The following is a 13,313-nucleotide window of genomic DNA, read 5'->3' as shown; positions in this document are numbered from 1 at the left end:
AATTAGGATGGGGTCGTGACCACGAACTCGCACCCTACGCTGACGCCCGACCTGCACGAAGAGCCGGTCGATTTTCCCGTGCCCGCGCCGCTGTCGGGGCATGGTCCCGCCCGTGTGATCGCGATGTGCAACCAGAAGGGTGGTGTCGGCAAGACGACGACCACCATTAACCTGGGCGCCGCGCTGGCTGAGTACGGGCGCCGTGTGCTGATCGTGGACTTCGATCCCCAGGGTGCCGCTTCTGTCGGCCTGGGGATCAATGCACTCGACATGGAGCAGACGATCTACACGCTGCTCATGAACCCGAAGGCGGACGTCAAGGCGGCGATCTGCCACACGTCGACGGAAAATCTTGACATTATCCCCGCGAACATTGACCTGTCTGCGGCGGAGGTTCAGCTCGTCAACGAGGTCGCCCGTGAGAGCGCCCTGGCTCGTGTCCTGCGTCACGTCGAATCCGACTATGACGTGGTGCTGATCGACTGCCAGCCTTCCCTCGGCCTGCTCGCGGTCAACGCTCTGACGGCCGCTCACGGCGTTATCGTTCCGGTCGAGGCAGAGTTCTTCGCGCTGCGTGGCGTGGCCCTGCTGGTCGAGACGATCGAGACGGTGCGCGATCGCATTAACCCGCGCCTGAAGATTGACGGTATCGTCGCCACGATGGTCGACTCGCGCACGCTGCACTCGCGTGAGGTCCTCCAGCGTCTGCAGGAGGCTTTCGGAGATCTCGTGTTCGATACCCGTATCGGCCGCACGATCAAGTTCCCGGACGCATCGGTGGCCACCGAGCCGATCATCTCCTACGCTCCCAACCACGCGGGCGCTCACGCGTACCGTCGACTCGCGCGGGAAGTCATCGCCCGTGGCGACGCGGCCTGACAGTCTCGAGGTTCAGGGGGAGTTCGACCTCTTCGCGGTTTCGCTCCCGGTTTTTGAAGGTCCTTTCGATCTTCTCCTGTCGCTGATCGCGCGCAAGAAACTCGACATCACCGAGGTCGCGCTCGCGCAGGTGACCGACGAATTCATCGCGTTTATGAAGGCATCCCCGGATTTGTCGCGCACAACTGAATTCCTGGTTGTTGCGGCGACACTACTCGACATGAAGGCGGCGCATTTGCTGCCCAGTGTCGACGAGGAGGATAACGCGTCCGAGGCTGATCTGGAGGCCCGCGATCTCCTATTCTCACGGCTCCTGCAGTATCGGGCTTTCAAGGAAGCCGCGAAACACATCGACGAGCGGATGGGGGAGTACGGCTCGTACGTCGCCAGGGACGTGCCTCTCGAGCCGCATTTCGCGAGCCTCCTGCCCGAACTTCATTGGCTAACAACCCCCGAAGACCTTGCTCGTTTGGCTGCCAATGCCCTGTCATCGACGAGTCCGACGGTTCAGGTCGCCCACCTGCACGATCCCGTTGTGCCCGTCCGCGAGCAGGCTCTCCTCGTCTCATCGATGCTCGCCGAAGCAGGGCGCATGACCTTCCATCAGCTCGTCGAGGATGCACCCACGCGTGCCGTCGTCGTCTCTCGTTTTCTTGCGCTTTTGGAACTCTACAGGCGCGGAGCCGTCGAGTTTGAGCAAGACGGGGCGCTTGGCACGCTGACGATTCAGTGGACCGGCGACGAGGGAAGCATCGACATCGACGTGGACGATTATACGGGTGCCGGTGACGCGGTCCCTGCCACGGCCTCGTCCCCGCACGTGGCCGCGATTGAGACAGAAGGAGAAGACGCCGATGAGTGAGAATACGCTGCGCGGTGCGATCGAGGCGATTCTGATGGTCGCCTCGGAGCCGGTTGCCGCGTCCGATCTTGCCGATGTCCTCGGCGTGAGCACCGCGGACATTGAACAGCACCTGCGCGCTCTCGCCGCCGAGTACCTGGGCGAGGGGCAGGAACGCCCGCGCGGTTTCGAGCTGCGCGAAGTGGCGGGCGGCTGGCGCATCTATTCCGCACGGGCATACGCGGATGTGGTCGGTCGTTTCGTCGTCGGCTCCTCGCACGCGCGCCTTTCTCAGGCTGCTCTCGAAACGCTGGCGGTCATTGCCTACCGTCAGCCCATTTCGAGGGCGCGAATCTGCCGTATTCGTGGGGTGAATGTGGACGGTGTCGTGCGTACGCTGCTCGCCCGAGGCCTCGTGGAAGAGACGGGACTGACACCGTCTGGCGCGCGCCTGTACGGGACGACCGGGGAATTTCTTGAGAAAATGGGATTAACGAGCCTGTCGGAGCTGGTACCGTTGGCACCCTACCTGCCAGACGCCGACGCGCTGGAGGAATTGGAGGAAGAACTATGAGGGCTAACCCCTACACCGAGGGTGGAGTGCGCCTGCAGAAGGTGCTCGCCCAGGCAGGCGTCGCATCCAGGCGCGCGTCCGAACAGATGATCGCCGACGGACGCGTGAGTGTCGATGGCACCGTGATCCGTAACCAGGGCGTGCGCGTGGACCCGGCGAAACAGGTCATTCACGTCGACGGCGAGCGCCTCATCCTGGATGAGACGAAGCACATCGTTCTAGCCGTCAATAAGCCGATCGGCACCGTGTCCACGATGAGCGACCCGGAGGGCCGCCCCACGATCGCCGACCTGATCGCCGACTACCCCGAGCGTCTGTACCACGTGGGCCGCCTCGACATCGACACGTCCGGCCTGCTCTTGCTGACCAACGACGGCGAGCTGGCGAACCGTCTGACGCACCCCAAGTACGAGATTCGCAAGACCTACGTGGCGCGTCTGCACGGTGAGGTCAAGCCCGGCGTCAAGCGCACGCTCATGAACGGCATCGAGCTGGAGGACGGCCCGATCAAGGTTGACTCCTTCCGCATCGTCGATACCTACGGCGATATCACGACCGTCGAGATCGTTGTGCACGAGGGCCGCAACCGCCTCGTGCGCCGCATGATGGAGGCTGTTGGCTACCCGGTGCGCGAGCTCGTCCGCACGGGCTTCGGTCCGATCACTCTCGACCATCTCAAGCAGGGGACGACCCGCCGCGTGAAGGGCAACGCGCTGAGCGCACTGTACGGAGCCGTCGGACTGTGAGCACCTCGGACGGCGTCGGCGCGCGCGTCGTGCAAACGGCGGGGCCGGTTCTCATCATCGGATCGGGTCTGCTGGGTGCGTCCCTGGGCCTCGCGCTGCGGGCCGGGGGAGTGCGCGTTTACCTCGAAGACGCCTCGCCCACCTCGCTGCGCCTGGCCTCCGACGTGGGCGCCGGGCAGGCGTTCGGCGACGTTCTCGCCGAGGCCGGGGTGCACCCTCGCGAGTGTGGCTCGGATACGCCTTCGTATCAGGCACCGTCCATTGTTGTCGTCGCGACTCCTCCGGATGTCGCGGACCGTGTGATCGTCGAATCGCTGCTGCGTTTCCCCGATGCGATCGTCACCGATGTTGCCTCCGTGAAGGACGCGGTTGTCGCCGATGTGCTGCGCGGCTTGGAGCGCGAAGGACGTCTCGAGGAAGCCTCGCGTTACGTCGGTTCGCATCCTATGGCAGGACGCGAGCGCAGCGGTGCGGGTGCCGCAGATGCCGATCTGTTCTACGGACGTCCGTGGGTGATCGTTGCACACGAGTCGACCTGGCCGCGCGCGGTGCTGGTGGCGCGCGCGTTGGCGACGGACGTCGGAGCCGTGCCCCTCGAGATGAACGCGGGAACGCATGACCACGCCGTCGCTCTCGTGTCGCACGTTCCTCAGCTGGTGTCGTCGATGCTTGCTGCGCGTCTTGTTGACGCCCCCGCCCAGGCGCTCGGGCTGGCGGGGCAGGGGCTGCGCGATACCGCCCGCATTGCGGCCTCCGATCCGCGCCTGTGGACAGCGATTTTGGCCGGCAATGCCGGTCCGGTCGCAGACATCCTGCGCGATCTGCGCACCGACCTCGATGACTTGCTGACACATCTCGACGCGGCCGCAGAACTCGGCCCCCTGCGTGGCGGTTCCGTGGGCGCGATCAATCGGGTCATGACCGCGGGTAATCAGGGTGTCGCGCGCATTCCCGGCAAGCACGGTGGGGCTCCTTCTCGGTATCGCGAGATCGAAGTGCTCATCCCCGACGAGCCGGGTGCTCTCGGTAGGCTTTTCAGCGAGCTTGGCGAGGCTGGTATCAACATTGAGGATTTGGTACTGGAGCACTCTGCGGGCGCACAGGCAGGCGTCGCCCGCATCATGATTGACCCGGCGGTCGTTGACCGCGCTGTCGCCGACCTGCAACAGCGGGGTTGGCGACTCATCACCCACTAAACGACCTCGGTGAGGAGAACGTTTTGATGAACGACACGCAGCGTCGAGATGCGATTTCCCGCGTCGGCATCACGATTGCCATCGATGGACCGGCCGGTTCGGGTAAGTCCACGGTCTCAAAGGCTCTGGCGACCCGTCTGGGCATCGGCTACTTGGACACGGGCGCCATGTACCGTGCGCTCACGTGGTACTGCCTGGATGAAGGCATCGATCTGGAAGATACGGCTGCTGTAGCAGCTGCTGCGGATCGCATGCCGCTGCGCCTCGTCTCGGATCCTTCGGATCCGCACGTGTGGATCGGTGATTCAGAGATCACCCTCGAGATTCGCGAGCCGCGTATAGCCCTCGCGATTAAGCACATCTCGACGAATATGGATGTGCGCGCGTGGATGGCAGCCGAGCAGCGTCGCCGAATGATGGAGGCCCGTGAACAAGGCTCCGGCATGATCGCCGAGGGGCGTGATATCACGACCGTTGTCTGCCCTGATGCGGATGTTCGTGTTCTGTTGCTCGCCGATCAGGAGGCCCGTCTGCGTCGTCGGACGCTCGAACTCTACGGGGATGCCACCGAGGAACACATGGAGATTGTGCGGGCCCAGGTCGAGGGCCGTGACAAGGCCGATTCGCAGGTCTCTGAGTTCATGGTGGCCGCCCCTGGTGTCGAGACCGTTGACTCCACGGGACTCGATATCGAAGGCGTTTGTGAGGCCGTCCTGGTCTACGTTGACCGCGATCTCGAGGTCCGCGACGCAACGCGCTGAGACAGCGTATCGATACACGTGAGTGCCCCGTACCTATTGGTACGGGGCACTCACGGTGAAAGGCTCAGAATCCTGTTCCGTAGGGTCCCTGGACGCCCTGCTGGTTGCCGTAGGCCCCTGTGCCGTATGCCGGGAAGCCTGGCTGTGCCGCGTCCGCTGCGGTTCCGTATCCGGCTCCCGCAGTGCCGTAGCCGGCTCCAGGGGTTCCGTATCCGGTTCCAGCGCTTCCATAGCCGGTTCCAGCCGTACCGTATCCGGTTCCCGCAGTGCCGTAGCCGGTTCCAGGGGTTCCGTAGTTGTTTCCTGTCACGCCGTACTGGGGGCCATTGGGGCCGTTGAATGCCGTCGGCGGGGTCGAGTTGCGCTGAGTGGCCTTGAAGATCGCGAAGCGGACCAGAATACCGCCACCAACAATGAGGATTGCCAGGATCCAGGAGATGATTGTGATCGTGGGATTGTTGGAGTGCGAGCGGATTCGGATGCGCCTCGCCGGCATTGTCACCGCCTGCGTCTGTGCTCGCGTTCCCGGAGTCATGCTGGTGGGCGCCTGCGCGGGGACACTTGCAAGCGTGGTCACCGTCGGGCTCGCTAGCGCAGCGGACCCCTGCGTGATGAACGCGGGTGCAAGGAAGCCTGCGGCTGCCAGAGCAAGGCTCGCCGTGACTGAGAGGAGGTGTCGACTGGTCATCAAAAGAAGCTCTCGTAGATGCATGGGATGCGGACGAAGGACAGTGTAGTCACCTTATGAGCGTCTATTCATCTGTTCCGGCTTCTGACACGTGCCTCGGGGGCGAGCTGCGTATCAGCTCAATCTGACGAGGGTGTGGTGCGGCGCACTGCGGTCGGCTTGCCTGACTTCGTCAAGGTGCGCTATAGTTCTACAGGTCGCCACGGCGACGAACTGAATACGGGCTGTGGCGCAGCTTGGTAGCGCACTTGACTGGGGGTCAAGGGGTCGTGGGTTCAAATCCCGCCAGCCCGACGAAAAGAACCGCGAGGACATGCTCCTCGTGGTTTTTTGTATGCGTTGAACCGAAGTTGACGTGGGTTAAGGGTCAAAATGTGTGTCTGGCTCGGCGTGTCGCGGGGGTTAGATTTGGCCTTTTTGAATGCCGATTGAGTGGGTGTAGTCGGTGTCGATAGCGTTGTCGTAGAGGGCTGGGCGTCCTGTTTCGTGGTCGGCTTGGTTCTCGGTTTGGGTCAGGGTGGATACTTTGGCGAGTTGGCCCTGGCCCCAGTCGGACTGCCTGGCGATTCGTACTGGATCGTCAGGCAGTTCCGTTTTTAAGTAGAGCCACCAATCCAGCATGCGGCGTTGTCGTTCGCCTGATCTGCCGCGGTGGGTTCTGGCGAGCAGTTTGAGCTGGGCGTTGATGCCGCCTTCTAAGCTGTTGGTGGTGGATTTGATCCGCTCGGGCGCAAGGACTCCTGCTGGCGGGTTGAGGTAGACAAACAGCATCTCGGACCGCCAAAGATGGTTGAGGCTGTTGTAGGCCTTGCGCACGTTGTGGTGGGTCCACACGCGGGTCCATGCACCTGTTTTGGGGTCTTTGATCATGGTTTTCTCGTTCATCCATTCCCGGTAGATCGTTGAAAACTCGTGCAGTTGCACACCCCACGCGGCGGCTTCATCCAGTGTGGTGATCCGGGTCAGTTTCAGCGCAAGTCGGTAGATGGTGCGCCCGGCATCGGTGCGTGGGTTGGTGGTGGTGTAGCGGCGGACCACGCGTTGGGCGTGGACGAGGCAGCGTTGAATTTTCGTAGTCGGCCAGCACTTTTTGATTGCGCTGTATGCGCCTTGGCCGCCGTCGATGACGGCGATGAGTGGGGCTTCGATGCGTTCAAGCAGCAGTTGGTAGTCGCGGGTGGTTTCGTGTTTGCACCAGTGCCAGGCGATCACGTGGTCGATGGTCGCCGCGACGATCAGGCAGCCACCGGCGGTGTAGGTGCCATCGAGAAATACCTGGTCGTAGATCCGCTTGTGGTGGCCGGCGGTGGGGTCAGGCACATCAACGAGCCAGCACCACTTGAAGCGCCGCTTCATGGTGGCGCGGCTAACACCGTTTCGTTTGGCTAGGTCGTCGAGTGATATTGCGGTGGTGCAATGCTCGATGAACTGGGTGAACACTGCCGCGTTGGTGATGTCGTTTCGACGTTTGACGCTGGAGGCGCCGCATTGTTTGCAGCGCCATCTGGTGGTGCCTTTGCTGGTGGTGCCGTTGCGTTTCATTTCACCGCCGCAGTGGCAGCGTGGTTGGTTCTTCGACATTGCGACACCACACCACGCCGCGCATAGCACATCACGGCTGCCACACCGAGGATTTCCCGTCGGGGGCTAGATATATGCTTCCGGAGCATATACTTTCCGGAAACCTACAGGTCAATCCGTGAAAATCCGCGATTCCGGACACACATTTTGACCCTTAACCCGTTGACGTGCCGGGGATCGGTGGGGACCTCCGTCCCTGATCTGTGTTGCCAACTCGCTTTGTAACCGAAATGTGACGCAGTATTTTGCGGTTTTATTTCGACTGGTAAACGCGGGTTTTCGGCTAATCTTTCACGTAATTTCGCAGGTAGAAGCGGCGGGATTTGCCCGTTGCAACGGACACATTTCATTCAAGGACTGCAGTAAACTGTTTCACAGGTCGAAGTCGTCAACGGGGATGATTTCGACCTGCTTATCTATGCGGCCACGGTGATGGTCATGCGCGGTTGCGGCGCATTCACTCGGCTTCCAGTGCACACACCGATATGCGCACGAGCCGCGTGAGCTGGCCCGAAGTACAGCCCCGGCCTCGTCCAAAGAAGAACGAGGCCGGGGCAGTGCTGCGTCGGGGGCTAGAGGATGCTCACTCGGAAGTCCCAGCGCCTGTGTCGGTGTTATCGGCTGCAAACTCCTCGAGGGTGGGCGCCTGCGAATCGGGGTTCAGGAACTCAGTCACAGTCGTGACGACGTTGACAGCGGGATCGGAAATACTCATGGCCGTCGTATTGCCGGACTCGTCGACAATGTTCAATCGGTTATCGGGAGTCAGTTCCACGATGAAGAGGTCTTCCAGTTCACCGATACCGGCCTGAGAAATTTCGTGTCGCAGCCAATCCTCGTCTCGGTGGGCGAGGTTGAGGTTGTCAGCTACGATCTGGCCATTGGACACCAGGACGTAGTTGACGCCGCCCTCGCCCTTGCGCCGTACCGTCAGGGAGCCGTTGGCTTCGCGTTGTACGAGGCTGATGTCGCTCAGTGAAAAGATGCCCATGCCGCGTAGCTCTGCGAGAAACTCGACTGGGTCGAGCTTGTTATCCGTGTTGTCGAGCGCGTCCTGAGTAAATCGCCCGCCCTCGATGATCGTGTACGCCTTTCCCATCACGAGAGAGCGGGTCGACATGAACTTCGACATCAGGTAGTTCAGGCCGGAGATGATTCCAAAGGTGACGAGCAGGAAGCTGATGTACTCCGCGAACGAGATTGCGTGGTTGTAGATGACGCCGCCGATAACGCCGCCGAGGATAAAGTTCCCGATAAAGTCGATCGGTGTCAGCTGGACCGTCCGCTGCTTGCCAGTGAGGCGCAGGTGGAGGACGATCAGGGTGATACCGATCAGGAGCTTAAAGACCGTCATCTCGAAACCATGAATATCGAACATGAGAGCAGTCTATTCGCACGTGGGGACGCGGTTTGGCGTGGTGTGATCAACTCGTCGGATCCGCGTCGATAGCTCCCTGGATGTCGTGGAAGAGCAGATTGGAGATCTCGACCTGCACCGTCTCAACCTTCGGCACGTCGCGCAGCAGCAACGGATCGTCAGCGGAGGTCTGGAGGGCGAGCGTGCCGCAACCGAAGATCCGGTCGTCGAAGTCCTTTTCGATCTGGATGTCGGAGATGCGGGTGAGCGGCAGGTCGTGACCGGTGCGCTTGATGATGCCCGTGCGGGTGATGACTCGCTTCGTCGTCACCGTGTAGGTTGTCGTAATCCACTTAATCCAGGGAACAAGGATGAGCGGAATCGACAGGAGGAGCACTGCGATCCAGATGGTCGCAAGTGCCCAGTAGCGCGCGTTCTCGGGGACGTAGAACGAACCGACCGCCGCTGCGATCACGAGGATCGACTCCACGATGATCGCGGGCAGCAGGGTCTTGATGTGCGTGTGCATGTGGCGGACGACAACCTCGTCCTGACTGAGAAGCTTCTGTGACAGTGCCATGGCACCATCATGCCAGATTCCGCGGCCCTGCGAGGACGCCAGCCACGTTCGCTGCGTGCTTCACCGAGGCCTGCGGTGCGTTCCCACGATATCGGTGTTGACGATGCCGATCGCCGCCATGAGCGCGAGCATCGTCGTTGGACCCACGAAGCAAAAACCACGGCTCTTGAGGTCGGCGGCGAGCGCTACGGATTCCGGCAGCTGTGTGGGCACCTCGTCCTTCGAACGCGGAAGCGGATCGAGCGTCGGCCGATACGACCAGACCAGTTCGCCCAGATGCGACGGGCCGTCTGCCACGGCAGAATCGTTCCTCATGGCAACCGTCGCGCGAGCGTTGCTGATCGCCGCGTCGATCTTGCGGCGATTGTGAATAATCCCGGGTGTGCTCACGAGGTGATCGACGTCATCGCTTGTGAACGCTGCGACGCGATCGGGAACAAATCCGTCAAAAGCCTGCCGGAAAGCCTCCCGTTTGGCCAGGACGGTGCGCCATGAGAGTCCGGCCTGGAAACCCTCCAAGACGAGACGTTCGAAAACGCCGGCCTCGTCGTGAATGGGCAACCCCCATTCGGTGTCGTAGTAGCTGCGTAACAGCTCGTCGTGGGAGGCCCACGTGGGCCGGATGAGCCCGTCATCGCACAGGGTGAGTCCGGAGGCTAGGGGGAGAACTGCGGATTGGATGAGTGTTGTGTCCATGTGTCGATCCTGCGCGCCCAGCGTTCAACGGTCAAGGGAAGGCCGTGATGCTTGTGGATAACGACGCTGGGCGAAACGACCCTGTGGATACACGCCGGGGGAGTGTAGGTACGGGTGTGGCCCGCCTCCAGGGGGAAGCGGGCCACGCGTCTCAGCGTCCTTACCTGCGTCGCTTCTCGCGCACACGCACCGAAATCTGAATCGGTGTGCCGGCGAAGCCGAAAGTCTCGCGCAGGCGCCGTTCGATAAAGCGGCGGTATCCGGGGTCGAGGAAGCCAGTCGTGAAGAGCACGAAGCGCGGGGGCTTGCTCGAGGCCTGGGTGCCGAAGAGGATGCGGGGCTGCTTGCCGCCACGCAGCGGGTGGGGGTGCGCGGCAACGAGCTGACCGAGGAACGCGTTGAGCTGTCCGGTGGGGATACGGGTCTCCCAGCCTTCGAGCGCAGTGTCGAGGGCACGCACGATGCGGTTAGTGTGCCAGCCGGTCTTCGCGGCCAGGTTGATGCGCGGCGCCCACTGGATCTGAACCAGCTCGCGCTCGAGCTCGTTCTTGATCTCCTTCTGGCGGTCCTCGTCGACGAGATCCCACTTGTTGGTGACGACGACGAGCGCGCGGCCCGCGTCGATGACCTGCTGGACGACTCGCACGTCCTGCTCGGTGAGCGGCGCCGAACCGTCGATGAGGACGAGGGCGACCTCGGCCTTCTCGATCGCAGCCTGGGTACGGATGGAGGCGTAGTAGTCGGCGCCTGTCGTCCGGTGCATCTTGCGGCGGATACCCGCGGTGTCGACGAACCACCACGAGCGGCCGTCGAGCTCAATGAGCTCATCGACGGGGTCACGCGTGGTGCCGGCGAGTTCGTTGACGACGACGCGCTCGCCGCCGGCCAGCGCGTTCAGCAGGGACGACTTGCCAACGTTGGGACGACCGACGAGGGCGACGCGACGCGGACCGCCGGACGGCAGCGCCGAGGCAACGGCCGACTCGGTCGGGAGGACCTCCATGACGACGTCCAGGAGATCGCCGGTGCCACGTCCATGCAGGGCGGAAATGGGGTATGGCTCGCCCAGGCCAAGGCTCCACAGGTAGGCAGCGTCGGCCTCCTGCAGGGGAGAATCCACCTTGTTAGCGGCCAGGATGATCGGCTTCTTCTTGGCGCGCAGCATCTCCACGATGCGCTCGTCCGAGGCAGTGACGCCGACGGTCGCATCCAGGACGAGGACGACAGCGTCAGCGAGGTCGACGGCGATCTCGGCCTGCTCGGCGACGGAACGATCCAGACCCTTGACGTCGATCTCCCAGCCGCCGGTGTCGACGAGCGTGAAGTCACGACCCGCCCATTCGGCGGGGTACGAGACGCGATCGCGGGTGACGCCCGGTGTATCCTGTACGACCGCCTCGCGGCGACCAAGGATGCGGTTGACCAGCGTGGACTTGCCGACGTTGGGGCGGCCGACGACTGCAAGAACGGGCAGACCGGCGGCGACGTCGTCAGAGTCCGCGAGCGCAGACTCGCCGGCCAGGAGCGCCAGGTCCTCCTCGTCCAAGTCGAATTGGTCGAGGTTGGCGCGCATGAGACGGGCACGAGCCTCGGTCTCTTCGTCGCTCAGTTCGATCGCGTCCGGCGCTGCGCCGGCTGCGTCGGCGATGTAGTTCTCGGCGGCGTCCGCGTCGAATTCGGCGGTCGCGTCGGGCTGGTTGTCAAAGTCATTCACCCGCCCAGTCTACGGCGTGGCGCGCCGCAAAGGCCCGATGGGAGCCCCTGCGGCGCGCCAGTTCACAGCTTCGCAGCGTTTATTCGTGCGAGCGCACGTCGCCTGCGAGGACCTCGGCGGCAACGGGAACGTCGTTGTATCGGTGGTGGATCCCCTGGATCTCCTGGTACCACTCGGCGCCCTTACCCGTGATGATGACGGTGTCGCCAGGCTCAGCTGCGAGGATCGCACGTCGCACGGCGTCGCGGCGGCAGGTTGTTACCTCGGTGACGTCTTCCATGCCCGGACGCACGGATGCGATGCCGCGCAGCAGGTAGTCGCGGATTTCCTGCGGGTCCTCGGTGCGCGGGTTCTCGTCCGTCACCCACAGCACGTCGGCTTCACGCGCGGCGATTTGCGCGAGGTGTTCACGCTTGGTGGCATCGCGATCGCCGTCCGTTCCAAAGACGACGACGACGCGGCCGGGGGTCAGCTCGCGGGTCGATCGCAGGGTCCATTCAAGAGCTTCGGGCGTGTGGGCGTAGTCGACGATGACGAGCGGCTGACCGCCGGGCGTCGGGTTGACCTTCTCCATGCGTCCCGGGATCTGGGGAGCATCCTCGATCGCCGAGATCACATCCGCCAGGTCGATACCGAGGCTCACCGCGCTGACGATCGCGACGGCAGTGTTTTGAATATTGACCTCTCCCAGGATCGGCATGGCAACGCGGTGCCCGGTGCCCGACGGGTCGACGAGGGTAAACACGGTGCGTCCGATCGTCTGATCGGGCGTGACATCTCGGACCTGCCAGTCGGCGGCTTCCTCGGTTAGCGCGGACACCGTTGTGACCGGCACGGTCGCCTGCTGCGCGAGGCGGCGCCCCCATTCATCGTCCACGCACACAACGCCGCGGCGTGAATGCTCCGGCGTGAACAGGAGGGCCTTCGCCTGGAAGTAGTTCTCCATGTCGCCGTAGTAGTCCAGGTGGTCGTGCTGGAGGTTCGTAAACGCAGCTACGTCGAAGACGATGCCGTCGACACGGTGCAGCGAGAGCGCGTGCGCGGACAGCTCGATGATGCCGGCGCCGCACTCGTACTCTTCGGTCGCCGCAAGGATGCGCGCGATGACGGGGGCCTCGGCCGTCGTACGCACGGCCTCGAAGGAGATCGGACCGACGTGGGTTTCGACGGTGCCGCACAGCGACGCGTTGGGGAATCGTGATGCGATGGCGGCGCGCATCAGGTAGGACGTTGTCGTCTTTCCGTTCGTGCCAGTCACTGCCATCGTTGTGAGGCGAGTGGCGGGGGACGCGTAGATGTTTGCGCAGAGCTGCGGGACGATGGCGCGCGGGTCGGCCACCTGAATGACGGGCACGCCCAGGCCTCGTTCGAACGCCTGCGTGCGGCCCTCCTCGTCGGTGAGAACGATGCTCGCCCCGGCCTCGATCGCCGCGTGCGCGAAACGAATGCCGTGCTGCTTAAGGCCCGGGATTGCGACGAACAGCCAGTCGGCCTCGCAGTCGTCGGACGACACGGTGATGCCGCGCAGGCTGAGGGGGGACGCGGCGATCTGCGCAGCCGAGCCATCGGAGCCGTAGAGCCCCTGGATGTCCAGGCCCGCTAAGGCAGCCTTCAACGAGACCGGCGCGATCGTGGGACGAATATCAGTCACTGAAGTCATGGGTCTACTCTAGTTCGTCGCGACGGCGGCGCGCGCCACA

Annotated in this window: 13 protein-coding genes and 1 tRNA gene; 7 read left to right on the top strand and 7 right to left on the bottom strand. The window is 63.1% G+C overall.

Annotated features, from left to right (window positions below; translation table 11 throughout):
- The first annotated feature begins 15 nt into the window (after positions 1-15).
- Genes JJJ16_RS03760 through cmk form a run of 6 tightly spaced genes read left to right on the top strand, consistent with a single transcriptional unit; the run spans position 16 to position 4,997 of the window.
- Entirely contained in the window at positions 16-879 is an 864-nt protein-coding gene (locus tag JJJ16_RS03760; RefSeq protein WP_219751431.1) for a ParA family protein, read from the top strand.
- The gene (locus tag JJJ16_RS03755) at positions 863-1,741 is read left to right on the top strand and encodes a segregation and condensation protein A (RefSeq protein ID WP_219751430.1); all 879 of its coding nucleotides are present in this window, start codon (positions 863-865) and stop codon (positions 1,739-1,741) included. The genes JJJ16_RS03760 and JJJ16_RS03755 overlap by 17 nt, the downstream gene beginning before the upstream one ends.
- On the top strand, positions 1,734-2,294 hold the full coding sequence (gene scpB, locus JJJ16_RS03750) for an SMC-Scp complex subunit ScpB (RefSeq protein ID WP_219751429.1): 561 nt from the start codon (positions 1,734-1,736) through the stop codon (positions 2,292-2,294). The genes JJJ16_RS03755 and scpB overlap by 8 nt, the downstream gene beginning before the upstream one ends.
- Positions 2,291-3,040: a pseudouridine synthase gene (locus JJJ16_RS03745; protein ID WP_219751428.1), complete on the top strand. Its 750-nt coding sequence runs from the start codon at positions 2,291-2,293 to the stop codon at positions 3,038-3,040. The genes scpB and JJJ16_RS03745 overlap by 4 nt, the downstream gene beginning before the upstream one ends.
- On the top strand, positions 3,037-4,236 hold the full coding sequence (locus JJJ16_RS03740; protein WP_034466846.1) for a prephenate dehydrogenase: 1,200 nt from the start codon (positions 3,037-3,039) through the stop codon (positions 4,234-4,236). The genes JJJ16_RS03745 and JJJ16_RS03740 overlap by 4 nt, the downstream gene beginning before the upstream one ends.
- A gap of 26 nt (positions 4,237-4,262) precedes the next feature.
- The gene (cmk, locus tag JJJ16_RS03735) at positions 4,263-4,997 is read left to right on the top strand and encodes a (d)CMP kinase (RefSeq protein ID WP_219751427.1); all 735 of its coding nucleotides are present in this window, start codon (positions 4,263-4,265) and stop codon (positions 4,995-4,997) included.
- Between the two features lie 64 nt (positions 4,998-5,061).
- Here the strand turns inward: cmk and JJJ16_RS03730 are convergent, their stop codons facing one another.
- Positions 5,062-5,685 (bottom strand): hypothetical protein, encoded by a 624-nt coding sequence (locus tag JJJ16_RS03730; protein ID WP_219751426.1) that lies wholly within the window; start codon positions 5,683-5,685, stop codon positions 5,062-5,064.
- Positions 5,686-5,905: 220 nt separating this feature from the next.
- Here JJJ16_RS03730 and JJJ16_RS03725 point away from each other — a divergent pair.
- A tRNA-Pro gene (locus JJJ16_RS03725) sits at positions 5,906-5,979 on the top strand.
- A gap of 108 nt (positions 5,980-6,087) precedes the next feature.
- Here JJJ16_RS03725 and JJJ16_RS03720 read toward each other — a convergent pair.
- The 6 genes from JJJ16_RS03720 to JJJ16_RS03695 form a co-directional block, all read right to left on the bottom strand.
- A complete protein-coding gene (locus tag JJJ16_RS03720; protein ID WP_005323424.1) occupies positions 6,088-7,266 on the bottom strand; it encodes an IS256-like element IS1249 family transposase in 1,179 nt (392 codons plus the stop codon).
- Between the two features lie 583 nt (positions 7,267-7,849).
- Positions 7,850-8,644: a DUF421 domain-containing protein gene (locus tag JJJ16_RS03715; protein ID WP_219751425.1), complete on the bottom strand. Its 795-nt coding sequence runs from the start codon at positions 8,642-8,644 to the stop codon at positions 7,850-7,852.
- A 46-nt stretch (positions 8,645-8,690) separates the two neighbouring features.
- Complete coding sequence (locus tag JJJ16_RS03710; RefSeq protein WP_034466856.1) at positions 8,691-9,203, bottom strand: PH domain-containing protein; 513 nt, start codon at positions 9,201-9,203, stop codon at positions 8,691-8,693.
- Positions 9,204-9,263: 60 nt separating this feature from the next.
- On the bottom strand, positions 9,264-9,899 hold the full coding sequence (locus tag JJJ16_RS03705; RefSeq protein ID WP_048671893.1) for a DNA-3-methyladenine glycosylase I: 636 nt from the start codon (positions 9,897-9,899) through the stop codon (positions 9,264-9,266).
- Positions 9,900-10,059: 160 nt separating this feature from the next.
- A complete protein-coding gene (der, locus tag JJJ16_RS03700) occupies positions 10,060-11,613 on the bottom strand; it encodes a ribosome biogenesis GTPase Der (protein WP_219751424.1) in 1,554 nt (517 codons plus the stop codon).
- 79 nt (positions 11,614-11,692) lie between these two features.
- A complete protein-coding gene (locus tag JJJ16_RS03695; RefSeq protein WP_219751423.1) occupies positions 11,693-13,273 on the bottom strand; it encodes a UDP-N-acetylmuramoyl-L-alanyl-D-glutamate--2,6-diaminopimelate ligase in 1,581 nt (526 codons plus the stop codon).
- Positions 13,274-13,313 lie beyond the last annotated feature (40 nt).

It is taken from the genome of Schaalia sp. ORNL0103 (genome assembly GCF_019429565.1).
GTDB lineage: Bacteria > Actinomycetota > Actinomycetes > Actinomycetales > Actinomycetaceae > Pauljensenia.
Note: the sequence above shows the minus strand (reverse complement) of the source record. Positions and strands in the feature narration are given on the sequence as shown.

What these genes read in the sequence shown, in the direction of transcription:
- scpB (WP_219751429.1), top strand. Translation starts at nt 1,734, where the DNA reads ATGAGTGAGAATACGCTGCGCGGTGCGATCGAGGCGATTCTGATGGTC.
- JJJ16_RS03745 (WP_219751428.1), top strand. Translation starts at nt 2,291, where the DNA reads ATGAGGGCTAACCCCTACACCGAGGGTGGAGTGCGCCTGCAGAAGGTG.
- cmk (WP_219751427.1), top strand. Translation starts at nt 4,263, where the DNA reads ATGAACGACACGCAGCGTCGAGATGCGATTTCCCGCGTCGGCATCACG.
- JJJ16_RS03730 (WP_219751426.1), bottom strand. Translation starts at nt 5,685, where the DNA reads ATGACCAGTCGACACCTCCTCTCAGTCACGGCGAGCCTTGCTCTGGCA.
- JJJ16_RS03720 (WP_005323424.1), bottom strand. Translation starts at nt 7,266, where the DNA reads ATGTCGAAGAACCAACCACGCTGCCACTGCGGCGGTGAAATGAAACGC.
- JJJ16_RS03715 (WP_219751425.1), bottom strand. Translation starts at nt 8,644, where the DNA reads ATGTTCGATATTCATGGTTTCGAGATGACGGTCTTTAAGCTCCTGATC.
- JJJ16_RS03710 (WP_034466856.1), bottom strand. Translation starts at nt 9,203, where the DNA reads ATGGCACTGTCACAGAAGCTTCTCAGTCAGGACGAGGTTGTCGTCCGC.
- JJJ16_RS03705 (WP_048671893.1), bottom strand. Translation starts at nt 9,899, where the DNA reads ATGGACACAACACTCATCCAATCCGCAGTTCTCCCCCTAGCCTCCGGA.
- JJJ16_RS03695 (WP_219751423.1), bottom strand. Translation starts at nt 13,273, where the DNA reads ATGACTTCAGTGACTGATATTCGTCCCACGATCGCGCCGGTCTCGTTG.